The 20,946-nt window shown below is 63.3% G+C and carries 25 protein-coding genes and 1 pseudogene; 11 read left to right on the top strand and 15 right to left on the bottom strand.

Annotated elements, in window-relative coordinates:
- The 6 genes from ACK5L9_RS13285 to ACK5L9_RS13310 all read right to left on the bottom strand — a co-directional run.
- Positions 1-685: aldehyde dehydrogenase family protein (locus ACK5L9_RS13285; protein WP_416911945.1), on the bottom strand; the 685-nt coding region annotated here is incomplete at its 3' end.
- Positions 685-1,596 (bottom strand): NAD(P)-dependent oxidoreductase, encoded by a 912-nt coding sequence (locus ACK5L9_RS13290; protein WP_416911946.1) that lies wholly within the window; start codon positions 1,594-1,596, stop codon positions 685-687. The genes ACK5L9_RS13290 and ACK5L9_RS13285, both read right to left, overlap by 1 nt.
- A gap of 114 nt (positions 1,597-1,710) precedes the next feature.
- The gene (locus ACK5L9_RS13295) at positions 1,711-2,634 is read right to left on the bottom strand and encodes a LysR family transcriptional regulator (RefSeq protein ID WP_416911947.1); all 924 of its coding nucleotides are present in this window, start codon (positions 2,632-2,634) and stop codon (positions 1,711-1,713) included.
- A gap of 9 nt (positions 2,635-2,643) precedes the next feature.
- A complete protein-coding gene (locus tag ACK5L9_RS13300) occupies positions 2,644-3,534 on the bottom strand; it encodes a VOC family protein (RefSeq protein ID WP_416911948.1) in 891 nt (296 codons plus the stop codon).
- 3 nt (positions 3,535-3,537) lie between these two features.
- Positions 3,538-4,314, bottom strand: a complete 777-nt coding sequence (locus ACK5L9_RS13305) for a serine O-acetyltransferase (protein WP_416911949.1) — start codon at positions 4,312-4,314, stop codon at positions 3,538-3,540.
- Between the two features lie 176 nt (positions 4,315-4,490).
- Positions 4,491-5,402 (bottom strand): LysR substrate-binding domain-containing protein, encoded by a 912-nt coding sequence (locus ACK5L9_RS13310; RefSeq protein ID WP_416911950.1) that lies wholly within the window; start codon positions 5,400-5,402, stop codon positions 4,491-4,493.
- A 210-nt stretch (positions 5,403-5,612) separates the two neighbouring features.
- Between ACK5L9_RS13310 and ACK5L9_RS13315 the strand changes: the two genes are divergently transcribed.
- From ACK5L9_RS13315 to ACK5L9_RS13325, 3 genes are read left to right on the top strand one after another with little or no spacing between them, the layout of a single operon-like run.
- Positions 5,613-6,602, top strand: coding sequence for a TRAP transporter substrate-binding protein (locus ACK5L9_RS13315; protein ID WP_416911951.1), 990 nt, complete (start codon positions 5,613-5,615; stop codon positions 6,600-6,602).
- The gene (locus ACK5L9_RS13320; RefSeq protein WP_416911952.1) at positions 6,602-7,192 is read left to right on the top strand and encodes a TRAP transporter small permease; all 591 of its coding nucleotides are present in this window, start codon (positions 6,602-6,604) and stop codon (positions 7,190-7,192) included. Before ACK5L9_RS13315 ends, ACK5L9_RS13320 begins: the two co-directional genes overlap by 1 nt.
- Before the next feature lie 39 nt (positions 7,193-7,231).
- Complete coding sequence (locus ACK5L9_RS13325) at positions 7,232-8,536, top strand: TRAP transporter large permease (RefSeq protein WP_416911953.1); 1,305 nt, start codon at positions 7,232-7,234, stop codon at positions 8,534-8,536.
- Positions 8,537-8,609: 73 nt separating this feature from the next.
- Here ACK5L9_RS13325 and ACK5L9_RS13330 read toward each other — a convergent pair whose 3' ends face one another.
- Genes ACK5L9_RS13330 through ACK5L9_RS13360 form a run of 7 tightly spaced genes read right to left on the bottom strand, consistent with a single transcriptional unit; the run spans position 8,610 to position 12,980 of the window.
- The gene (locus tag ACK5L9_RS13330; protein WP_416911954.1) at positions 8,610-9,383 is read right to left on the bottom strand and encodes an SDR family oxidoreductase; all 774 of its coding nucleotides are present in this window, start codon (positions 9,381-9,383) and stop codon (positions 8,610-8,612) included.
- Between the two features lie 40 nt (positions 9,384-9,423).
- Positions 9,424-10,188, bottom strand: a complete 765-nt coding sequence (locus ACK5L9_RS13335) for a LamB/YcsF family protein (RefSeq protein WP_416911955.1) — start codon at positions 10,186-10,188, stop codon at positions 9,424-9,426.
- Positions 10,185-10,574 carry a hypothetical protein gene (locus ACK5L9_RS13340; RefSeq protein ID WP_416911956.1) on the bottom strand — a complete coding sequence of 130 codons (390 nt, stop codon included), beginning with the start codon at positions 10,572-10,574 and terminating at the stop codon, positions 10,185-10,187. Before ACK5L9_RS13340 ends, ACK5L9_RS13335 begins: the two co-directional genes overlap by 4 nt.
- The gene (locus tag ACK5L9_RS13345; protein WP_416911957.1) at positions 10,567-11,547 is read right to left on the bottom strand and encodes a biotin-dependent carboxyltransferase family protein; all 981 of its coding nucleotides are present in this window, start codon (positions 11,545-11,547) and stop codon (positions 10,567-10,569) included. The genes ACK5L9_RS13340 and ACK5L9_RS13345 overlap by 8 nt, the downstream gene beginning before the upstream one ends.
- On the bottom strand, positions 11,544-12,197 hold the full coding sequence (pxpB, locus tag ACK5L9_RS13350) for a 5-oxoprolinase subunit PxpB (RefSeq protein WP_416911958.1): 654 nt from the start codon (positions 12,195-12,197) through the stop codon (positions 11,544-11,546). The genes ACK5L9_RS13345 and pxpB overlap by 4 nt, the downstream gene beginning before the upstream one ends.
- Positions 12,190-12,570: a biotin carboxylase N-terminal domain-containing protein gene (locus ACK5L9_RS13355; RefSeq protein WP_416911959.1), complete on the bottom strand. Its 381-nt coding sequence runs from the start codon at positions 12,568-12,570 to the stop codon at positions 12,190-12,192. Before ACK5L9_RS13355 ends, pxpB begins: the two co-directional genes overlap by 8 nt.
- Positions 12,570-12,980, bottom strand: coding sequence for an acetyl-CoA carboxylase biotin carboxyl carrier protein (locus ACK5L9_RS13360; RefSeq protein ID WP_416911960.1), 411 nt, complete (start codon positions 12,978-12,980; stop codon positions 12,570-12,572). The genes ACK5L9_RS13355 and ACK5L9_RS13360 overlap by 1 nt, the downstream gene beginning before the upstream one ends.
- Before the next feature lie 160 nt (positions 12,981-13,140).
- Between ACK5L9_RS13360 and ACK5L9_RS13365 the strand changes: the two genes are divergently transcribed.
- The 6 genes and pseudogenes from ACK5L9_RS13365 to ACK5L9_RS13390 all read left to right on the top strand — a co-directional run bounded on the left by ACK5L9_RS13365 (position 13,141) and on the right by ACK5L9_RS13390 (position 17,961).
- Positions 13,141-13,848: a 4-carboxy-4-hydroxy-2-oxoadipate aldolase/oxaloacetate decarboxylase gene (locus tag ACK5L9_RS13365; RefSeq protein WP_416911961.1), complete on the top strand. Its 708-nt coding sequence runs from the start codon at positions 13,141-13,143 to the stop codon at positions 13,846-13,848.
- Positions 13,849-13,920: 72 nt separating this feature from the next.
- Positions 13,921-15,132, top strand: coding sequence for an aspartate transaminase (locus ACK5L9_RS13370; protein WP_416911962.1), 1,212 nt, complete (start codon positions 13,921-13,923; stop codon positions 15,130-15,132).
- A gap of 2 nt (positions 15,133-15,134) precedes the next feature.
- Positions 15,135-15,914 (top strand): SDR family oxidoreductase, encoded by a 780-nt coding sequence (locus ACK5L9_RS13375; protein WP_416911963.1) that lies wholly within the window; start codon positions 15,135-15,137, stop codon positions 15,912-15,914.
- Positions 15,915-16,193: 279 nt separating this feature from the next.
- Positions 16,194-17,234: pseudogene (locus ACK5L9_RS13380) on the top strand (CoA-binding protein).
- Positions 17,235-17,248: 14 nt separating this feature from the next.
- The gene (locus tag ACK5L9_RS13385) at positions 17,249-17,761 is read left to right on the top strand and encodes an acetate--CoA ligase family protein (RefSeq protein WP_416911964.1); all 513 of its coding nucleotides are present in this window, start codon (positions 17,249-17,251) and stop codon (positions 17,759-17,761) included.
- Positions 17,758-17,961: a hypothetical protein gene (locus ACK5L9_RS13390; protein WP_416911965.1), complete on the top strand. Its 204-nt coding sequence runs from the start codon at positions 17,758-17,760 to the stop codon at positions 17,959-17,961. Before ACK5L9_RS13385 ends, ACK5L9_RS13390 begins: the two co-directional genes overlap by 4 nt.
- 2 nt (positions 17,962-17,963) lie before the next feature.
- On the opposite strand, the gene ACK5L9_RS13395 is transcribed toward ACK5L9_RS13390, so the two are convergent.
- Entirely contained in the window at positions 17,964-18,704 is a 741-nt protein-coding gene (locus tag ACK5L9_RS13395; RefSeq protein WP_416911966.1) for an IclR family transcriptional regulator, read from the bottom strand.
- The gene (locus tag ACK5L9_RS13400; RefSeq protein WP_416911967.1) at positions 18,701-19,441 is read right to left on the bottom strand and encodes an IclR family transcriptional regulator; all 741 of its coding nucleotides are present in this window, start codon (positions 19,439-19,441) and stop codon (positions 18,701-18,703) included. Before ACK5L9_RS13400 ends, ACK5L9_RS13395 begins: the two co-directional genes overlap by 4 nt.
- 302 nt (positions 19,442-19,743) lie before the next feature.
- On the opposite strand from ACK5L9_RS13400, the gene ACK5L9_RS13405 reads away from it, so the two are divergent.
- Positions 19,744-19,920, top strand: coding sequence for a hypothetical protein (locus tag ACK5L9_RS13405; protein ID WP_416911968.1), 177 nt, complete (start codon positions 19,744-19,746; stop codon positions 19,918-19,920).
- Between the two features lie 70 nt (positions 19,921-19,990).
- A complete protein-coding gene (locus ACK5L9_RS13410; protein WP_416911969.1) occupies positions 19,991-20,545 on the top strand; it encodes a tyrosine-type recombinase/integrase in 555 nt (184 codons plus the stop codon).
- Positions 20,546-20,946 lie beyond the last annotated feature (401 nt).

Below are 20,946 nucleotides of genomic sequence, written 5' to 3' on the forward strand. Positions count from 1 at the left end.
CCGAGTCCGGCCCATTCCCCGCGATCACATTGACCAGCCCCTTCGGTGCACCGGCCTTTTCGCACAGGATCCCGATCACCACGGATGTCAGCGGCGTCAGTTCCGACGGTTTGATCATCACCGCATTGCCCGCGCAGATCGCCGGCGCGACCTGCCAGCAGCAGGTGAACAGCGGTGCGTTCCATGGCGTGATCTGGGCCACCACGCCAAGCGGTTCGTGGCGGGTATAGTTCAGGTGGCTCGAAGGCACCGGGATCACGTCGCCGGTGATCTTGTCGCACCAGCCGGCGTAATATTCGAACATCTCGGCCATGCGCGCGGGCTCGCCCGTAGTGTCGCGGATCGGGCGACCGGCGGACAGCGCCTCAAGTTCCGCCAAGGGTTTTGCAACGGCGCGGATCTGGCGCCCGATCTCGAACATGATCCGGCCGCGTTCCGATGCGGTCCTGGCGAACCATTCCTTTTGCGCCTCTTTCGCGGCTTCGGCGGCGCGGGCCACGATCCGGGGCCCGGCATCGCGATAGCAAGCAAAGACGCGCCCCGTCGCCGGGTCGGTCAGGTCCAGATCGGCGCCTGTCCCCTCGACCAGTTCGCCGCCCACCCATGACCTTATTTCGGGAAAGCCGGTCAGTTCAGTCAGCAGTTCGGCCACGCGGGCTGAAATATCGATCAGATCCCTTGCCATCACACCCTCTCTTTTCTGTTGAGGCGGTCCGCCTGCGGGTCGCCCATCAGCATGAAATCGTCGTCATCGCCCAACCCCGAGCTTTCCTGCGCCCACAGCGATGCCGCCATATCGGCCATCGGCGTGGCGATTCCCGCCTCGGCCGCCAGGGCACGGGCCAGCCGCAGATCCTTGCGCATCAGCCCGGTCGAAAAACCGCTGTTGAAGGTACGTGGCAGAACCCACGCGGGAAAGTGGTTCTCGGACAGGGCGCTGCGGCCGGTGGCGGTGTTTATGACCTTCAGCGCATCCTGGGCAGTGACCCCGGACGCCTCGGCCAGACGCAGTGCCTCGACCGTCGTGATCATGTGATTGGCGACCAGCATGTTGTTGACCAGCTTGGCCACATTCCCCGCACCGCTTGGGCCGACATGAATGACCCTTGCCGCCATGCAATCCAGCACCGGCATGGCCTGCGCGACCCAGTTCGCGCCGCCGCCCAGCATGACGGAAAGCTGGCCCGAGGCCGCGCCCGCTGGTCCGCCGCTGACCGGGGCATCCAGAAAGCCGTGGCCGTCCGCCTCAAGCATTGCCGCCAGTCTGCGGCTGACCGCCGCCTCAGAGGTCGATGTGTCGATCACCACCTTCGGCGCGCTGCCTGCGGCCAGCAGACCGGCAGTTCTGGCTGCGGCGATGACCGTCTCGACTTGATGCGCGGCGGGAAGCGATAGCACGATAACATCCGCCGCCGCGAACACCCTTTCGGGGCTTTCGGCCACCGTCAGACCAGCATCCTGCGCACGGGCGCAGGCGGCCTTCGCCGGATCGAAACCCGACACCTCGAAACCCGCCCGCAACAGGCTTGAGGCCATGCCGGATCCCATCGCGCCAAGGCCGATCACTCCGGTCGTCCTGCCATTCGTCTTTGTCATATGTCTGCCCCGTCACCCTGTGCGTGATCCACATTGTCACGACAAGATTACACAATGCGTGCAATCACAGGAACCGCTGCATTCCTGTACAATGCGTTGCATATCGGGCAACGCTTAGTGGCGGAACGCCACCAGTCGGCCAGACAGCGATTTCGCGACCAGATCGACCGATTTCGGCAGGCGGCGGCGGGCGCGTACCATCAGATGCGTGCTGACATGCTGCAAAGAGGTTTCCTCGATGTCCAGCACGACCAGATCCCCGCGCGCCGCCTGACCTGCGACCGAAAAGCGCGGCAGAAAACTGACTCCGACCCCGGCGCATACGTAACGGGTCAGCAGCGCGATCGAGGCGGTTTCGACGTGAACGCGCAGCGCCAGTCCCCGGTCAGCCGCAGCCTGTCCCACCAGATGCCGGATTGCGTGGTCCGGATTCAGGATCGCCACCGGTTGATCAAGCATTTCGGCCAGCCCGACGCTTTTGCGCGCGGCAAGAGGCGAATCCCGCGGCACGATTCCGCAAAGCGGCTGGCGCGACTGGACAAGCGAGCGCGTCGCCTGCGTGACAAGGGGGTTATACGCGATGCCGATATCCGCCTCGCCCTCGATTACCCGGCGCTGCAATTCGCTGGTCCCCGCATGGTCGATGACAAAGCGCAGATGCGGATGTTCGCGCGTCAGTTCCAGCAACCCGTTTTCCATCAGGTCAGAGGTAAATCCCTCGCCCGTCGCGATCCGCACCACCTGGCTGCGGCCATCGCGGTAGTGACCAATCTGATCAAACAGATAGGTCTGTTCGTCGCGCAGATGCCGGGCATGTTCGCGCACCAGATCACCGGCCCCGGTCAGGATCACCCCCTTGGAACTGCGTTCGAACAGCGCGACGCCCAGCCGGGCCTCGACCTCGGCAAGTTTGCGCGAGATAGAGGAAGGCACCACATTAAGCCTTTCCGCCGCGCGCCGGATCGAGCCCTCATGCGCCACGACAAGAAATTCGCGCAGGAAGCGGGTGTCAAGCGTGTCGGTCATGGTTTTTGACATGCGGCCCCTTCACATGCCCGTCGCTTCGCAAAAGCTCAGCAGCACGCCGCCAAGCCGTGCGGTCTGGGTCAGTACCAGAGTATCGCCAGTCTGGCGGCAGGAAAATGCGCCCGCTTCGATGAATGGCCGCAGCCGCGCAAATGACCGGCATCTGATGTCAAGCGAGATAACCGAGGGAGCGCCATCCGGGGCAAGATCATCGGGAAGCGGGCCAAACAAGGCCGCAGCCATGGCGCGGCTTGTCACGCGCCAGTCGCCATTCCCGGTTGCCACCGAAAAGCCCCAGCCGGTCTTGCGCAGCGCATCGGCACCGTGCAGCGTCACAAGCCAGTCGCGCACGGCGGGTTGATCGACCGGCTCGGCCAGGATCGTGGCCGAGGCAAATCCGAAGGCGCTGTTGGGGTGATCCATCCAGGCGGGAAATTCGATCAGGTCGCGACGGTGCTGCTGACAGGCGAACATGGCAAGCCGGGGCAGACCCTCGCGGGTGAATATCTTCAGCGTCGTCGCCGTACGGTCGGGCGTGCCGTCATCACGCAGCACGTCGCGCCCGAAATCCACCGTGCCCTCGCAATGCCCGCCCCGCGCCATGACCGCCGCCGCATCGGCCCCGGCATCGGCCGAGTTCAGGGCCGAAAGCGGCACGCCCTCGCGCTCGGCCAGCCATTTCTGGATATGGCGGCCAAACAAAAAGCCGCCCGCAGGATAGCTGTCCAGCAAGCTTTCGTCGTAAAGGCTGACGATCTCAAGAAGCTGATCGCGAAAAATCACCAATGCCGTCGAGGTGCCCCAGGGATGGCGGCCCGGCGGCTTCATCAGAAAGCCAAGCGAAAGATAGGTGTCGCGCGCCCTGTCAAGATCGCGAACGCAGACAAGGGGATGATCAAGACCCAGTGACATGACTTACCCCCGTTTCAGATCCCGCAGCGGGACAAAACCGCCAAAGCGTCCGTTGCCGCGATCCCCGGCGCGGGGTCCGGTCACAAGATGGCCCGCCGGAACGTCATGTGTCACGATGGCACCGGCGGCAACGATCGCGCCTGCTCCGATCTCGACCGGGCCAAGGATCAGCGCGCCTGCGCCGATCACCGCACCCCGGCGCAGCACCGGATGCCGTCCTTCGCCCATATCGACGAAATTCGAACCCAGCGTGACGCCGTGCCAAAGGCTTACATCCTCTTCGATCACCGCCGTCTGACCGATGACCACGCCCAACCCGTGATCCAGCCAGACCCCGCGCCCGATCCGCGCCTGCGGCCATATCTCGACCGCCAATGCGCGGCTGAACTGTCCCTTGATGGCCAAGGCCATCGCCTCGCGCCCCGCAAGCCACAGGGCGCGGGTCAGGCGATAGGACAGCAACGCGTGATAGCCATGGGCAAAATGCAGAACCTGCGCCGCGCCGCCCGGTGCTTGGTCCCGCGCCGTCGTGGCAAGCAGGTCGTCAAGCGCAATTTCCAGCGCCTCGGGATTGCGGGCAAAGACATCCGCGGCGATTGCCCGGACCTGATCGCGCGCCGGCCCCTGCGGCAGGCAGGCACCCAGAACGGCGGCGAACAGACAGGACAGATCCACGATCTGCGCCGGATCAAATCCGAAAAGCGTCGCCAGGGCCGGCTCGGCGCTGAACAATTCCCGTGCTGCGGGCAACAGGCTGTCAGTCAGAGGATTTGCGCTCATACCTTCACCGGGCATTATTCACGCCCCAAGCCTGCACCGCCGCTGGTGATCTGCACAAGAGGACATTTCGCAACCTTGTGTTGCCTGAACAGAAACGCTGACGGCCGTCCGGGCCTTGCGCGAAGCGCGGCGGGAACGTTCGGCGTCGCCCGAAGGCAACCGGCGGAACCGTCGGGTCATTGGCCGCCACCGGCGATTTCCTGCGCCAGTTCGGTCAGCCGCTTGCGAACGATCATGGCGGGTTCGGACAACGGAAGCTGCGCCGAGACGCAGATCGCCATATTGACCTTCATGTTGGGCTTTCTGATCCGGTAATGGCTGGCCTCGGGCAACCGCCGTTCGACAGCAAGCGCAGCCGAGTAGGGCAGGATTGTGGCACCGGTTCCCTCGGCCATGGCGCCGGCAAGGATCGAAATCGACTCGGTTTGCGACACGACATTCGCGCGCAGCCCCGCGCGCGACAGGGTCGTGTCGATCACCTGCCGGATCGTGTGGATACGGTCCGGCAGGATCAACGGGTGCTGCATCGCATCGGCAAGGGTTATGCCGCCTTCTGCCACTGCCAGCGGTTCAGCGGTGACGAAATAAAGCTCTTCGGTCTGGATAGGGCTGAATTCCACCCCCGGAATGCCGCCGGGATCATAGATCAGCGCGATATCGACCTTGCCGGCCATGATCATCTCGCTGATGATTCCGCCGCCGACATTCTCGTTGACATGCAGCCGGATGCCCGGATGCTCGTCGCGGATCGCCCTGATCAACTGCGTGGCGACCAGCGATCCCAGGCTGAGCGGCGCAAGGCCGACGGTGACAAGGCCCGACAGGCTTTCGTCCGAGGCCGCGATCTCCAGTTCGGCCTGATCGAACTGCTTGAGGATCATCTGGCAATGCCGGTATAACAGCTTTCCTGCCTCGGTCGGCACCACGCCGCGCTTGGAACGGACCAGCAGCGGCTTGCCGAAATGGGTTTCCAGCGCGGCGATCTGCTGGCTTAGCGCCGGTTGGGCGATATGCAGGATGGATGACGCGCGGGTTATGCTGCCGATATCGACGATCCTGGCGAAAGCGTGCAGTCGTCTTATGTCCATCCGCCCGATCTCCTTCTGGTCGGTCGGTGCAGGATTTCGTTCCCGCCGGGCATAGTCAATCGCGATCATGTCAGATCGAACTGTTCTTTTGCGCCCGGATCGTGCTCCGCTAGGCTCACCCGAAACAAGAATGCTTAACCAGAAGCAGTTTTCGGGTGCCATTCTGTACGACTGCCCGGAAGCCTCAAGCTGTTACCAGGGAGAATCGAGATGCAGCTATTTCGCAGTTTCGCCTTTTGCGTCGCCGCCATCGCGGGTCTTGGCCAGACCGCCGTGGCCGAGACCCGCCTCAACCTGTCGGATGTTTTGCCCGAGGGCAATTTCATGGTTGAAAATGCAAAGGAATTTGCCGAGGCCGTCAATGTGGAAACCGGGGGCGAGGTCGTCATCACGGTGAATGCCGCCGGTTCCCTGGGCTTCAAGGGGCCGGATCAACTGGCTGCGGTGCGCGACGGGCTGGTCGATATGGCTGACATCAATATCAGTCAACAGGTCGGGCTGAACCCGATGTTCGGGGCAGAAGGCGTTCCCTTTCTTGTCTCGTCGATGGATGAGCTGCGTGAGTATCACAAATTCCTGCGTCCCGAGTTCGAAAAGCTGGCCGAGCGGTACAACCAGAAGATCCTCTATATGGTGCCGTCGCCTGCGCAGTATGTTTACCTTAAGACCAAGGTTGACGACATTGCCGGGTTCCGGGGTATTCCGGTCCGAGGTGCCGACAAGAACACGGTTGATATCATCACCAGTGTCGGCATGGAGGGCGTGGTCATGCCCTGGGGCGAACTGTTGCCCGCGCTGGCTTCGGGCCGTGTCGAAGGGGTGGCGACCTCGGCGACTTCGGGGGTGGACGGCAAGTTCTGGGAGTTTCTCGAATATATCTATCCGACGAACCACACCTGGGGTTCGAACGCCGTCACCATCAATCTCGACAAATGGAACAGCCTGACCGACGAAAACCGCGCCGCAATCAGCAAGGTGGCCGCCGGGCTGGAGCCGAAATTCTGGGATGTCTCGCGTCAGGGCGATCTGGACAGCATCGGGACGATGACCGACAACGGCATGGTTCTGGTCGAGATGCCGGATGACCTCAAGGCCCAGATCGCGGAACGCGCCAAGGATGTGCAGGCCGAGTTTTTCGGTCGTGTGCCGGATGCGCTTGCCGTCGTCGAGGCCTATCGCGCCTCGGCGGGCGCGAACTGATGGCCGCGTCCGGTCACGAACAGGACCAGCCAGAGACGCGCGGCTTTGCCGCAAGCCTTCAGCGGGCTGCGGACCTCGTTTCGCTTGGCGGGGCATGGGCCGCGGCATTCTGCACGGCGGCGCTGACCGTGCTTGTGCTGGTCGATACGCTGCTGGCCTTTGGCAGCCGATATATCCTTGAAAGCATCCCTGCCGGCACCGGCGTCGGCTGGGAATACAGCGCCTATCTGATGGGTGCCGCGTTCCTTCTGGGTGCGGGGCTGACCCTGCGTGCCGGATTGCAGTTGCGGGTGGAACTGCTTCTGGCGGCGGGCAGGGGGCGCCTTGCGCGCGGGATAGAGCTGTTTGCAGCCGCCCTGGGATCAATCGTGACGGTGGCTCTGACGATCTGGCTGGCCCGGTTCACGCTGCGGACCCATGGCTATGGCGAGGTGTCGCAGGACAGTTTTACGCCGCTGTGGATCCCGCAGATGGTGCTGACCATCGGCATGGGCGTTCTGGCCTTCCAGATGGTCGCCCGGCTTGTGACCTGTCTGAGTGGCGGGGCCCTGAACAAGCCGGAACTGGGGGTCGCCAGCGCAATCGAGTGATGGCGGGCTGAACCAGCAACAAGAATTGAAAGGACGGTCATGAGCGCGATTATCTCCAGCCTCTTCGGACTTCTTTTCGGGACGCTTGCAGCCGGTGCATGGATCGGCATTGCCCTGCTGGCGACGGCGATTGGGCTTGCAGTCCTGTTCACAAGCCTGCCGATCGACAGGCTGTTTCCGCAATATGTCTATAACATCCTGACCACGCCGGATCTGGTCGCGCTGCCGTTATTCATTCTGATGGGCGAGTTCCTGTTCCGTACCCGGCTGTCGGCGGCGCTGTTCACCGGGCTGGCCCCTTGGGCCGGGCTGCTGCCGGGGCGGTTGCTGCATGTGAATGTGGTCGGCTGTTCGATCTTTGCTGCCATTTCCGGTTCCTCGGCGGCGACGACGCAAGTGGTTGGCCGGATGACCCTGAAAGAGCTTCTGTCGCGCGGCTATTCGCCCGATGTCGCCATCGGTTCGCTGGCCGGAGCGGGAACGCTTGGCTTCCTGATTCCGCCTTCCACGGTGATGATCATGTATGGCGTGTTGGCGAACGAATCCGTGCTGCGCCTGTTCACCGCCGGTTTCCTGCCGGGCGTCATGCTGGCCTCGGTTTTTGGGCTTTACATCATGTACAAGACCTGGCGCCAGCCCGAGACGGTCCCCGAGGCCGAACGTGCCCTGCGCCACATGCCGCTAAGCGACCGCTTTGCCGCACTGAAGGAACTGGCACCGGCGCTGTTCCTGATCCTCTGCGTGTTGGGGTCGATGTATGGCGGGATCGCCACCCCTTCCGAGGCGGCGGCGCTTGGAGTGCTGGGGGCCTTTGCCGTCTCATGGTCGCAAGGAGCCTTGGGGCTGAAAGAGATCCGGGATGTTCTTCTGGGCGCGGTCCAGACCTGTTCGGTGATGGGGATCATCATTCTTGGCGCTTCGGTTCTTGGCAATATCACCTCGACGCTGGGGATTCCGGCGGCGGTCGCCAATGTCGTGACAAGCTGGGATCTGCCGCCCCTTTTGCTGATCGCTGCGCTGATCGCGCTTTATCTGGTGTTGGGGACCGCGCTTGAGGGGTTTTCGATGATCGCGACGACGCTGCCGGTGGTGTTGCCACTGGTGACGGCGGCGGGTTTTGACAAGGTCTGGTTCGGTATCTTCATGGTGCTGGTGGTCGAGATGGCGCAGATCACCCCGCCTGTGGCCTTCAATTTTGCGGTGATCCAGAATATCACCGGGCGCAGCACGGCCTATATCGCCAAAGTCACGTTCCCCTTTCTGGCGATCATGATCGGCTTCGTCTTGCTGCTGGCACTGTTCCCCGGAATCGTGACGTTTCTGCCGGGCCTGATCCTGGGCTGAGCATAGCGCAGATCAGAACCGGAAACGCCGACGCCGCGCCGCGCCGGCGTTTTTCCTTGCCCGGTGATCCGGTCTATTTGTTGCCGGTCAGGATAACCTCGTCGCCAACCCGCTTTGCCGTGCGCAGCCCGCCGGGCACCTGCAATGTCGGCAAAAGCTCGATCAACGCGATGTTCACATATTGCGGTGCCCCTACCGAATATTCCACCGCATCGGCAATGTCCGAGGTCTGGGGCATTTCGAAGCCCTCGAAGTATTTCCGCTTTGCTTCCGCAGGATCGATCCTTTCGACATGGGCGAAAATATCCGTCTCGACCCGGCCGGGGCTGATCTCGGTCACGCGCACGCGGCGTCCAAAGGCATCCACGCGAAGCTGGCGCGACACGGTATGCATCGCCGCCTTGGTCGCGTGATAGGCGATATGGCCGCCAAATTCGTAATGCCCTGCCATAGAGGTGATATTGACGATATGCCCCCGGTCGCGTGCCATCATTCCGGGCAGCAGCAGCCGTGCCAGATGCAAGGCTGCGCGCAGGTTCACGTCGATCTGCTCGTCGATATCGAATGCCTCGGACCCCAGCAGACTGCCCGGCCGCGACACGCCCGCATTGTTCACCAGAACGTCGATTTCAAGCCCCTCGACCAGCCCGGTCACAGCCGCGGTATCGGATATGTCGATCTGATGGGGGATGATGGCGGGGTTCATGGCAAGCTCGCGCAGCTTTTCGCCGCTTCGGGCAAGGGCATGGACCCGCAGGCCCCTTGCGCAAAGCCGTTCGGCAATGGCGCGGCCCATGCCGCCCGACGCCCCGGTAACGAGGGCTGTCCTGTAATCTGAAAATGGCATCCGGATCAGGTTCCTTCTGTCGGAAATCTCGGCCTCTGCATCACGACTGGCGCGACAACGGGGTGATCGTGCCGCCCCTTGCGGAAATGCCCTGTTTCAGGCGCTTTGCCAGACCGACAGCGCCGGTGGTGTCGGAATGGACCAGAATCGACTGCACGGGCATCGCGATGACCGTGCCATCGATCGTATCGACCCTTTGCGTTTCGATGACCCTCAGCACCCGTTCAACCACTGCCTCCGGGTCATGTATGACCGCGCCGGGCTGGCTGCGAGGGGCAAGTTGCCCGTCCTGGGTATAACCGCGATCCGCAAGAAAAAGCCGGATGCAACGCCCGCCAAGGGCGGTTGCTGCGCGCTCCAGCGCGCTGCCCGGCAGAACGAGAAAGGCGATGCCGGGATCGAAATCCATGGTCGCGCGCGCCACCGCTTCGGCAGTGGCCGCATCTGCGCTGGCCAGATTTCCCAGTGCGCCATGCGGGTTCATATGGGTGATGCGGTGCCCGGCCCGCCGCGCCAGCCCGTCAAGTGCCCCCAGTTGAAAGAGGATATGCGCCTCCAGTTCCGGCAGCGCCATGTCGATCCGCCTCCGGCCAAATCCCATGCGGTCGGGAAAGCTGACATGGGCACCCAGATCGACGCGGTGATCGCGCGCCAGCCGGATGGTGCGGTCCATGATCACCGGATCACCGGCGTGATAGCCGCAGGCGACATTGGCCGAGCTGACATGTTCCATCAGCGCGGCGTCATCGGCGATCATATAGGGGCCAAAACCCTCGCCCATGTCGGAATTGATGTCGATTTTCATGATCCGGTCTCCATGGTGAACAGGATGTCGCCAAAGCCGCAGATCCGTCCGGGCCTTGGCATTTCCCCGGCAAGCCGACCGGATGCAGGCGCAATCACCCCCGTCAGCGCCGCGCCCTGCGCAACATAGCCAAGGATTTCGCCGGTGACGACATGGGCCTGCTGCCTCAACGGTGCCAGCCCGTCATCCATCCCGCGCGGATGGAAGGTGCCGATGCCGGGCGACATGACATTTGCTTTGGCCCGAGGCGAACGGTCCGGACCCGGCGGATCGCCCGAGGGCAGTCGCAGGCAAAGTTTCGTGCCTCTGGCCCTGACCGTCAGGGACACCGTGCCCGTGGCACGCATTGCGGCGACAAGCTGGTCAAGCTCTGCCAGATCATACATCTCGCCATCCCCTTTCCTGCTCATCCAGTCCGGTCAGATCGCGCCGCAAACCGGCCAGCCAATGCTGTTGCGCCGCTTCGGCCCTGGCCGCCTGTTGCAGCGTGACTTTCCGGAATTGCACCGAATCGCCGGGCCGTGCCTGCGCGATGCGCCACAGATCGGGCTCGATCACCGCTGCGATCTTTGGATAGCCGCCCATGGTCGCCGCATCGGCAAGCTGGACGATGGGCAACCCGCCTCCGGGCACCTGCACGATGCCCGGCACGATTCCGTGGGAACGCAGCTCGTCCGTATCGGCGCGTGTCAGTTCGGTACCGTCCAGCCGAAAACCCTGACGGTTGCTTTTCTCGGTGACGCGGTAGGGCTGTGACCAGAAGGCGGCCAGCGATTCAGGGGTAAAGCTGTCATGCTCGGTCGAGGGTAGCGCGCGCAGGGAAATGGCCGCCATGTCTGCGACACGCAGCGGCGCAAGGGTGACGCTGCGCCCGGTCGGTACTGCGCATGCGCCCGCCGTCGTGGCCTTCAGCACGTCGCCCGCCGCAAGTACCCGCCCGCCGAACCCGCCAAAGCCTTCGCGCAGTTGGGTGCTGCGCGCGCCCAGAACCATGGGCACGTCGATGCCGCCGGGCAGCGCAAGATAGATGCGGGCACCTTCGGTAATCGGTCCCAGTTCCAGAACCTGCCCGGCCTTTGCCCCGCCTGACCAGGTTCTGGGGATCGGGGTGCCATCCAGTGTCGCGCCGCAGGCCGCGCCAGCGATTGCGAACGGGCCGGCCCCGGTGAAGCGCAGGCGCGCCGGAGTCAGCGGAATCTCCAGACAGGCCGCCCCTTCGTCATTGCCAAGCAGCAGGTTGGCAACACGCAGGGCAAGCGGATCCATGGCACCGGCGCGGCCCAGACCCTGATACCAGTACCCGTCGCGGCCAAGATCCTGAACCGTGGCCAGCGGAGGGATCGACAGGATCTCGATCATGCCAGCACCTCGACCGGGGTAAGCCGGATCCTGTCGCCGGGGCGCAGCAGGGCCGCCGGGTCGCGGGCCGGATCGAAAAAGCGGATCTCCGCGCTGCCAACCGTGTTCCAGCCGCTTGGCCCGGTCGAGGCCGAGATGCCTGTCTGCAACCCCGCCATCGACAGCGATCCGCCCGGCAGACTGGTCAGGGGAACCTTGCGGCGCGGGGTTTTCAGCCGGGGGTCCAGCCCGCCCAGATAGCAGTATCCGGCATGGCTGCCGACGGCATAGACCGTGTATTCGGGGCCTGTGTGCAGGCCGATCACACGGTCGATGCCAAGCCCGGTCAGTTCGGCCACTTCGGCCAGATGCGGGCCGCCCGTTCCGCCATAGGTAATGCCGATTTCCAGCAGCTTTCCCTGAATTTCCTTGCGGATACCGCTGTGCCAAAGATCCCTCAGGTTTTTTGACAGGCGGTCGAAATCCGTCGGGACATGGTCCATAAGCAGCGTCAGGTTCGTCATGCCGGGCACCGCCTCGCGCACGCCGGGCCATTGTGCCGCCGCCTCTGCCAGCGCCCAGAAGCGCTGCTGGTGATCCAGATCGAAAGGGCAGTCGGCCTGAAACAGGACGGCGCGGCTGCCAATGACCGAGCTTTGCGTGTCAGCCATTCGCCGCCCGCCTTTCCAGCCAGCGTTCAAGGTACCGGATACCGCCCCCGCCTGCGGCAAAGCCCGGATCGCCCGGCAGGCAAATTGCCTCGATGCGATCGGGGCAGGGGGCAAAGCTGTGCAGAGCCTCGGCCTTGATGCGGCACTCGATGGCTTGGCCCGAGGCGCTAATCTGGTTCTGCCTTGCCGGCAGGGGCTGGCCTTGCGCAGCCTTGATCAGCATGGCGCTGGCTGCGGCAAGACAGGGCGCGTCGCGGTTGGCCACTGAATGGGCGCAAATGACCGGCAGACCCGGACGGCGGCAGGCGCGGATGATGCGCAGGGCGATTTCTCTGCGGTTGATGACAGGCCCCCTGTCCTTGACCGCCGACATCAGCCGATCCTCATCAGAACGGTGCCGACATCGACGGAGGCGCCATCATCGACGAATATCGCATCAATCGTTCCTGCCTGCGAAGCGGTGACAGGGGTCATGGTTTTCATCGCCTCAAGAAGGCACAGCGTCTGCCCCGGCACGACATTGTCCCCAAGGCTGACAAACCGCGCGCTGCCGGGTTCGGGCGCAAGGTGGCAAAGGCCGGCGGCAGGGGCCACGATGCCCCGGATATTGTCGTCCGGCGGGGTCTCAGGATCAGTCGTGCCGCGGCTTGCCGTCCCTTGGGCCGGGCCATCCCGCCGGATCGTCACCCTGCTGCCACCGATGGTCAGCGTAACCTTGTCAAGACCGTTTCGCGCGGCCCAGTTCATGCTGGCGATGATATGTTCGACGGGTAAGGGCATCATGTCGCGTAGGGTCGTGGCAGGAAAGCCGGGATTTGCCCAAGCCTAGCACCGGCACCAGGCAATGATGTCAGACCGGTTTCGCATGACCGGATAACGACGCATCGCGAATGCCGATCACGTCAGATGCACACGATCTTATCGCGCGGCGGCGGGGCGTCCTATGGTGCTGGCAAATGCCAAAGGGATCATGGACATGCCGCATATCGTCACCAGATTCGAACGCGCCGCGCCTGCGGATGTGCAGGCCTTGTCGGGTTTCGGCAGCGCCACGATCCACGAGGCACAGGGACGGCTGGGGGCGCTGAGTTCGCGGATCAAGCCCATCGACCGGAACATGAGGCTTTGCGGCCCCGCCTTTACCGTCGAAAGCGCGCCGCGCGACAATATCATGCTGCAACTGGCCATTCACTATGCGCAGTCCGGCGACGTGATCGTTGTCTCGGCCGGAGAATACGAAGAGGCGGGCAGCTTTGGCGATGTGCTTGGCAATGCCTGCGTCGCCAGGGGAATCGCGGGCGTCGTCACCGATACCGGCGTGCGCGACACGGCGGAACTGATCAGGCTTGGTCTGCCGGTCTTTTCGCTGAGCGTCTGCATCAAGGGCACAGTGAAGGAAACGCTTGGACGGACCAACCGCCCGGTCATCGTCGGCGGGCAGGAAATCCGGCCAGGCGATGTGATCTGCGGCGATGCGGACGGTCTGGTGGTGGTCCGGCGCAAGGACGCGGCCGAGGTTGCCCGCAAATCCGCCGCCCGCGAGGCTGCCGAGGCCGGTTATATCGAGGCCTACAAATCCGGGCGCACCATCATCGACGTCTGCAACCTTGAGGCGGTCCTGAAGGCAAAGGGCCTGACGACCGATCTGTAATGTTTGCGCGCCGAGAATAGCCATGGTGCGGGTCACATCGGCGAAGAAACCGAACCACATCTGCCGGAGGCTATGTTGAGCATCGTGAAACTTGCCCGCCGTGTCACCGATATACGGGTCTCTCCCAGCACGGCGGCGGCACAGAAGGCCCGTGATCTGAAAGCGGCGGGTCGTGACATTGTCGATCTGACCGTGGGCGAGCCGGATTTCGACACGCCCGACAATATCAAGCAGGCCGCTGTCGCCGCGATCAACGCGGGGGATACGAAATACACGCCCGTCAACGGCACGGTCGAACTGCGCAAGGCGATCCGCCACGATTACGCGACGCGGCTGGGGGTCGATGTCGCGCTGGACCGGATCTGCGTCGGTGGAGGGGCCAAGCAGATCCTGTTCCTCGCCCTGATGGCAACGGTAGAACCGGGGGTCGAGGTGATCATTCCCGCGCCTTACTGGGTGTCTTATCCGGATATGGTCGTGGCGAATGGCGGCACGCCGGTGATCGTGCCTTGCGGCGAGGATGTCCGCTTCAAGCTGACCCCCGCAGCGCTGGAGGCCGCGATTACTTGCCGGACCCGCTGGCTGGTGCTGAACGCGCCGTCCAACCCCACCGGTGTCGGCTATACCGGGGACGAGTTGCGGGCTCTGGGCGAGGTGCTTGCGCGTCATCCGCAGGTCTTTGTGCTGTGTGACGAAATCTATGACCGCATCTGGTATGCCGATTTTCCGGTCCGCTCCATCGTCTCGGTGGTGCCCGAATTGCAGGACCGGGCGCTGGTGGTCAACGGCGTGTCGAAATCGCATGCCATGACCGGCTGGCGCATCGGCTATGCGGCCGGGCCGACGGAACTGGTCGCGGCAATCAACAAGCTGCAATCGCAATCCTCGTCTTGCCCGTCCTCGGTCAGTCAGGCCGCCGCCGCCGCCGCGCTGACGGGCGATCAGTCGGGCGTTGCCACAGCCGTTGCGATCTATCGCGACCGTTGCCAGCGTGTCTGGTCACGGCTCAACGCCATCGACGGGTTAAGTTGCGTCAAGCCTGACGGGGCCTTTTATCTTTACCCCGGTTGCGCGGGCCTGATCGGTAAGGTGACGCCGGACGGCAAGGTGATCGAAAACGATCTGGATTTTGTCATCTACCTGCTGGAAAGCGTCGGCGTTGCCGCGATCCATGGTGCCGCCTATGGGGCAGAGCCGCATTTCCGCATCTCGACCGCGACCTCGGCAGAGGTGCTGGAGGATGCTTGCAACCGCATCGCGGCAGCCTGCGAGGCGTTGAGATAGTGGTGGGCGGGGTCGAAAAACTGTTCGGGCTGCGCGGCTGTCGGGCGCTGATCACCGGCGCATCGCAGGGGATCGGTCTGACGCTGGCGCGCGGACTGGCCGGTGCCGGAGCGGCGGTTGTCCTGAACGGGCGCAATCAGGACAGGCTGGATGCGGCGCGGGACGCGCTGCACGCGGACATGCCGCAAGCCAGCATTGCCACCCTGGCCTTTGATGTTACCGACCATGCGGCGGTACGCATGGCGGTGGACGGGTTTGAAGCTGGTCACGGTGCTATCGACATCCTTGTCAACAATGCCGGAATGCAGCATCGCAGCCCGTTGCAGGATTTCCCCGAGGATCGCTTTCAGGCGCTTTTGCAGACCAACATCGCCAGCGTTTACAATGTCGGGCAGGCTGCGGCGCGGCATATGATCGGGCGGGGCGCGGGCAAGATCATCAACATCTGCTCGGTCCAGACCGCACTCGCCCGTCCCGGTATCGCGCCCTATACCGCGACCAAGGGCGCGGTTGGCAACCTGACCAAGGGCATGGCGACGGATTGGGCAAGATACGGGCTGCAATGCAACGCCATCGCGCCGGGTTATTTCGACACGCCACTGAATGCGGCGCTGGTCGCCGACCCCGAATTTTCCGCCTGGCTTGAAAAGCGCACGCCCGCCGGGCGCTGGGGCAGGACCGGGGAACTGGTCGGTGCCTGCATCTTCCTTGCCTCGTCCGCGTCAAGCTTTGTGAACGGGCATGTTCTCTATGTCGATGGGGCGATCAGCGTATCGCTTTGAAACCGGGGGTTTGACGGTTGACCGTTCCCGGTGGCCGGTGGCCGGTGGCCGGTGTCGCGGGTCGGCACCAGGCTGTCGACCTTCGGGTTTCCGATCACTGCCACAGCGAAGTGAGGCGACTGCCGCAGCTTGACAGGTTTGCCAGGGCCGGGCGATATGTTTCTTGATAAGATACAATGTTCTATATTTCAGAACAATATGCCGAACCGGAGGAAACACGCGATGCGCAACCCGGCCCTGTCCATTGACCGCATCATCGCGCCCTGATCAGTCGCGCTGATCGGCGCTTCCGAGGATTATGCCAAGTTCGGGGGGCGCATCCTGCATCATCTGGTCGAACACGGCTATGCGGGCCGGATCTTTCCCAGCAACCCAAAGCTGGACACGGCTCTGGGGCTGCGCTGCTATCCGGGCGTCGAGGCGCTGCCCGAGCCGCCGGATGTGGCCGTGGTCGCCGTTCCCGCAGGCATTCTTGAACAGACTGTCACCGCCTGCGGCGAGGCCGGTGCGGGGGCCTGCGTCGTGGTGACTGCGCAACTGGGCGAGTTCAGCGCCAAGGGCGCGGCCCTTGAACGGCGGATTGCCGGAATTGTCCGTCAGTACAACATGCGGATGATCAGCCCGAACTGCATGGGCATGATCGTCCCGGCCGCCGATATGGCGCTGTCCTCAACCCCGACGCTGCTCCACGCCCGGACATTGCCCAAGGGGGGTGTCTCGCTGGTCAGTCAGTCGGGCGCGATGACGGGGGCGCTGTTTCTTCAGGCGCATGACCACGGGGTCGGCCTTTCGGGCATGGTCAGCATCGGAAATCAGACCGATCTGGAACTGTGCGATTTCCTTGAGGGATTTATCGAGGACGCCGGCACGGACGTGATCTGCCTGTAGGTCGAAGGCCTGAAATCGCCCCGGCGGTTCCGCGCGCTGTGCCTCAGGGCGCGTGCAGCGGGCAAGCCGGTGCTGGCGGTCAAGGCCGGGCGGACCGATGCCGGATCGAATCTGGCGCGGTCGCATACGGCCAGCCTTGCCGGATCATACTCGGCCTTCGAAACGCTGTGCCGCGAGGCGGGGGTGATCGTGATGGACGATCCTGACACGATGATTCTTTGCGCCGGTGTGATGGCCGCGAACCCGCGCGCGCGGGCAGCAGGGGCGGGAATCGTCTGCGCCTCGGGCGCAGGAGCGGCAATCATGGCCGATCAGTTGGAACTGCATGGCCTGACCGTGACCAGTTTCGGCGAGGCCACGCGGCAGCGCCTTTCCGGCGTGCCATCGATGCGGTTCACGATGATCCGGAAACCGGGGTTTTCGTCTATGTGATGACGCCCCGGCCAATGATGCAGCAGACGCTGGAACAGGTGATCCCGGTTTGGGAACGGCAGGAAAAGCCGGTCATCCTGGTCCTGAACATTTCCCGTTTCGGCAAGGAACTGCGCGACAGGGCGTTGGCGGCGGGGATACCGTTCCTGACCCGGACCGACGACATGTTGCGGGCGCTGGCGGCATTCGGCGCGGATGTCCGGGCCGACGGGCTGCTTTGCCCCGAGGATCCGCCACGCCCCGCCGGTCTGGCTGCCGTCACGGTCCCGCGACCGGGATTCCTGACCGAGCCGCAGGCCAAGGCGGTGCTGCGATCCTGCGGTGTCGGCGTTCCCGACGCGGTGTTGGCCGAAACCCTTGACGATGCCGTCAAGGCAGCGACGAAGATTGGCTTTCCGGTCGTGCTGAAGGGGGTGGTGCCGGATGTCGTCCACAAAAGCGATCGGCAAGGCCGCGCCCCGCATGACGGTGCGCATCGACATGCAGCAGATGATCGGGCCGGGGGTGGAACTGATCGTCGGGCTTGACCACGATTCCGGCTTTGGCCATTGCTTGCCGACGTGCGGGACAGGCTCTGCTGGCAGTGGATGCTGCCTGCGAGGCGATTGCCCGCCTGTCATGGCTTGGCCATGACTGGGGCGAAGCGTTGGCCGATTTCGAGATCAACCCGTTCCGCATCACCGAAACCGGCGCCTTCGCGCTGGACGGGCGAGGGACGGTGGCCTGATTTCAGCCGCTCCAGCCTTGTTCGATCATCGCCGCATGGTCCCTTGCCAATGCGGCATAGCGGGGGATTGTCGCCTCGCCCAGATCCTCCAGCGGCCCCGAGATGCTGATCGCGGCAACGACATCGCCATGGCGCGACCGGACCGGGGCCGCGACGCCGCTGGCGGCTTCGTTGATCTCGTGGATGGCGGTGGCGTAGCCTTGGGCGCGAATGAGGGCAAGCTCTGCCAGCAGCCTGTCCGGGTCGGTAATCGTCGCGTCGGTGAACCGGCCAAGATTGCGCGACATTTCGGCGATCACTTCGGTCGGGGCATGGGCCAGCAAAAGCTTGCCGGCCGACACGACATGCAGCGGAGAGCGGGCGCCAAGATAGGCAAAGGTCCGAACGAAGGCGCGGCTTTCGATGCGGTCGATCACTACCGAATGCAGCCCCTCGCGCACGCTCAGCATGACATGTTCCGGGACTTTTTCCGAAAGGCGTTGCAGCACCGGATGCGCAGCCGCCACCAGCGTGTTTGCCGCCACCTTGCGCGCGCCGATTTCGAACACGCGCAGCGTCAACTCGTATCGCGTTCCGTCCTCGGCCTGCCGGACATAGCCCAGATCGCGCAGCGTTTGCAGCATCCGGACGGCGTTGGAACGGGTCATTCCGGCGGTTTCGGCGAGATCGCGCAGGCGCATGGGATCGGCGGATTGCGACAGGATTTCCAGCAGGCGCAGGGCCTTTTCCACCGATTTGATCATCGCGCTTCCTTTCGGCCCGCCGTTCCGGCGACCGATTCTGCCACTGTTCGGGCGGCGGCGCTGATGCGGGCAATTTGTTCCGTCAGCGCCGCCTCGTCAAAGCGGATTGCCGGACCGGTAATGCCGATGGCCCCGATCACCGTTTCCCAGTCTGACCGGACAGGCACCGCGATTTCAAAGATCCGGCGTGTGTCGTGGCGGGGCATCTTGGCATGGCCTGCCGCGCGCGCCTTGTCCAGACGCGACTGAAGCGGGGCGTCCGGCACATCGCCTCCGTTCATCTCGGCCAGCGCCTGCGGCGGCAGGGCTGACGCCAGCGCGATGCCGAAGGCGCTGTCATCCCATCGCAGCGACAGGTTGTCAGGAATGACCGAGGCGATCCGCACCGGTGGCAGAGCATTGGCAAGGAACACGACTCCGTTCTGTTCCCGGCAGACGAAATGGGCGCTTTCGCCGGTCTGCTGCACCAGACGTTGCAACGCAGGCAGGACCGCCGCGCGAAGCGGGAAATTCGTTGCGACCCGGCTACCCATCTGCGCCAGCTTGAGCGACGGGAAATATTTGCGCTGATCCGCATCGTACAGAAGATAACCCGCTTCGCGCAGCGAGGTCAGCGTCCGGTGGACATTGCTTTTTGGCAGATCCAGGGTGCGCGCAAGCGCGGAAACGCCGACTGGCGCATCATCGGCCACGACGCGTTCCAGAACCTGCAAACCTTTCAGTAGCGTGCTGTCCATGCCCCCCTCGGTTTACCTGCTATGGCAGAGGTGTTCATGGGCGGCAAGTGTTCTGATATTCGGAACATAATTTTTGATGAGAAACTATATGGCCCGAGCTAGAGCCAGTGGACATTCACTTTGCGGCGATGACGGTTGCGGCGAGATGCCAATTGGCGGTGTAACTGCAGGCCGTCTTTTCGTAACGCGTGGCTATAGCTCTGAATTCCTTTGTCTTTGCGAAGAAGTTCTCGATCAGATGCCGCCATTTATAGGCGTGCCTGTCGTAGTCGCGTTTGATTTTGCGGTTCGCCTTCGGTGGAATGGCCGATGCCGCTCAGGTGCCGAGCCTGCAATATGCTTATCTCAGCGCGGCGCAGGGCGTTCAAATCCAGCGACAAGAAAGCTGGGACACGCTTGGGCTGAAATACCGCGCATTCCTCGATTTTGGCTGTGGCTGGTTGGATTACAGAGGCAGCTACAAGGCGGCAGGTGCCTGATGGCCGTGATCCTGAGGATTGTCGTGGTCGATAACCGGCCACACCGTATGCTCAGCGCCGCATGAGGAGGTTGTTCAGAGCCGACTATCATAGCTGGACCCTGGAAGAGATCGAGAAGTTCGAGAAGGCTCACCCTGTCGGCGCAACGCCGCGCCTCGCAATGGCGTTGGCGCTCTACACCGGGCAGCGGCTTTCCGATATTGTGCAGTTCGGCAAACAGCATGTCCGCGACGGCTGGTTGATCTTCACTCAGTTCAAGGGGCGCGAGAACCGGCCTGTCAGGCTGGAACTGCCGATCATCCCAGAACTGCAACGGATCATTGACGCATCCGCCACGGGCGATCTGACCTTCCTGAAAACTGCTTATGGGAAGCCCTATTCGTCTGACGGATTGGGGAACCGGATGCGGGAATGGTGCGACAAGGCCGGGTTGTCGGATTGCTCGACTCACGGGCTGCGCAAGGCTGCCGCATCGCGGCTGGCGGAACTGGGCTGCACCGAATTCGAGATCATGGCTATCACCGGCCACCAGACAAGCAAGAAGGTTACGAGATACACCAAGGCTGCATCGCAAAGGCTTCGCGCGGAGTCCGCGCTGGCAAAGCTGACCGGGACCAAAAGCTGAACGAAAGTGTCCCACTTTTGACCCCCGTTTGACGCGGTGGGACAAAACCGAACGCTAGGCTACTGATTTTGTTGGGAAAAAAATTGAAGTGGCAGCCCGTAGGGGAGTCGACAGCATTGAAAATCAATGGAAAAATCCGGTCGACACCAACAAAAATACCAACAAGTGGCAGCGCCCAGGGGGAGTCACAGACGATTTTCTGGCACCTGTGACGGGGTAGACACAGGAAATGGGCTGTAGCCCATCTTCTCATCATTCGTGGCGCTGGGCGATGGGTTCCAGACCATCATCGCTTGCAACCGATCATGCGCCAAAACCCATTTGCCAGCTTCAGTGCGGTAAAATTGGAATCGCGCAAGCTTCGCGGGTCGGTGTCCCCGCCCGATGCACCCCCACCCCCG

It is taken from the genome of Paracoccus sp. (in: a-proteobacteria) (genome assembly GCF_047973135.1).
Classification (GTDB): Bacteria; Pseudomonadota; Alphaproteobacteria; order Rhodobacterales; family Rhodobacteraceae; genus Paracoccus.

What these genes read in the sequence shown, in the direction of transcription:
- ACK5L9_RS13310 (WP_416911950.1), bottom strand. Translation starts at nt 5,402, where the DNA reads ATGGACATAAGACGACTGCACGCTTTCGCCAGGATCGTCGATATCGGC.
- ACK5L9_RS13330 (WP_416911954.1), bottom strand. Translation starts at nt 9,383, where the DNA reads ATGCCATTTTCAGATTACAGGACAGCCCTCGTTACCGGGGCGTCGGGC.
- ACK5L9_RS13320 (WP_416911952.1), top strand. Translation starts at nt 6,602, where the DNA reads ATGGCCGCGTCCGGTCACGAACAGGACCAGCCAGAGACGCGCGGCTTT.
- ACK5L9_RS13325 (WP_416911953.1), top strand. Translation starts at nt 7,232, where the DNA reads ATGAGCGCGATTATCTCCAGCCTCTTCGGACTTCTTTTCGGGACGCTT.
- pxpB (WP_416911958.1), bottom strand. Translation starts at nt 12,197, where the DNA reads ATGGCTGACACGCAAAGCTCGGTCATTGGCAGCCGCGCCGTCCTGTTT.
- ACK5L9_RS13345 (WP_416911957.1), bottom strand. Translation starts at nt 11,547, where the DNA reads ATGATCGAGATCCTGTCGATCCCTCCGCTGGCCACGGTTCAGGATCTT.
- ACK5L9_RS13300 (WP_416911948.1), bottom strand. Translation starts at nt 3,534, where the DNA reads ATGTCACTGGGTCTTGATCATCCCCTTGTCTGCGTTCGCGATCTTGAC.
- ACK5L9_RS13335 (WP_416911955.1), bottom strand. Translation starts at nt 10,188, where the DNA reads ATGAAAATCGACATCAATTCCGACATGGGCGAGGGTTTTGGCCCCTAT.
- ACK5L9_RS13295 (WP_416911947.1), bottom strand. Translation starts at nt 2,634, where the DNA reads ATGTCAAAAACCATGACCGACACGCTTGACACCCGCTTCCTGCGCGAA.
- ACK5L9_RS13385 (WP_416911964.1), top strand. Translation starts at nt 17,249, where the DNA reads ATGATGCAGCAGACGCTGGAACAGGTGATCCCGGTTTGGGAACGGCAG.
- ACK5L9_RS13405 (WP_416911968.1), top strand. Translation starts at nt 19,744, where the DNA reads ATGGCCGATGCCGCTCAGGTGCCGAGCCTGCAATATGCTTATCTCAGC.
- ACK5L9_RS13365 (WP_416911961.1), top strand. Translation starts at nt 13,141, where the DNA reads ATGGTGCTGGCAAATGCCAAAGGGATCATGGACATGCCGCATATCGTC.
- ACK5L9_RS13370 (WP_416911962.1), top strand. Translation starts at nt 13,921, where the DNA reads ATGTTGAGCATCGTGAAACTTGCCCGCCGTGTCACCGATATACGGGTC.
- ACK5L9_RS13360 (WP_416911960.1), bottom strand. Translation starts at nt 12,980, where the DNA reads ATGATGCCCTTACCCGTCGAACATATCATCGCCAGCATGAACTGGGCC.
- ACK5L9_RS13355 (WP_416911959.1), bottom strand. Translation starts at nt 12,570, where the DNA reads ATGTCGGCGGTCAAGGACAGGGGGCCTGTCATCAACCGCAGAGAAATC.
- ACK5L9_RS13305 (WP_416911949.1), bottom strand. Translation starts at nt 4,314, where the DNA reads ATGAGCGCAAATCCTCTGACTGACAGCCTGTTGCCCGCAGCACGGGAA.
- ACK5L9_RS13340 (WP_416911956.1), bottom strand. Translation starts at nt 10,574, where the DNA reads ATGTATGATCTGGCAGAGCTTGACCAGCTTGTCGCCGCAATGCGTGCC.
- ACK5L9_RS13400 (WP_416911967.1), bottom strand. Translation starts at nt 19,441, where the DNA reads ATGGACAGCACGCTACTGAAAGGTTTGCAGGTTCTGGAACGCGTCGTG.
- ACK5L9_RS13395 (WP_416911966.1), bottom strand. Translation starts at nt 18,704, where the DNA reads ATGATCAAATCGGTGGAAAAGGCCCTGCGCCTGCTGGAAATCCTGTCG.
- ACK5L9_RS13315 (WP_416911951.1), top strand. Translation starts at nt 5,613, where the DNA reads ATGCAGCTATTTCGCAGTTTCGCCTTTTGCGTCGCCGCCATCGCGGGT.
- ACK5L9_RS13290 (WP_416911946.1), bottom strand. Translation starts at nt 1,596, where the DNA reads ATGACAAAGACGAATGGCAGGACGACCGGAGTGATCGGCCTTGGCGCG.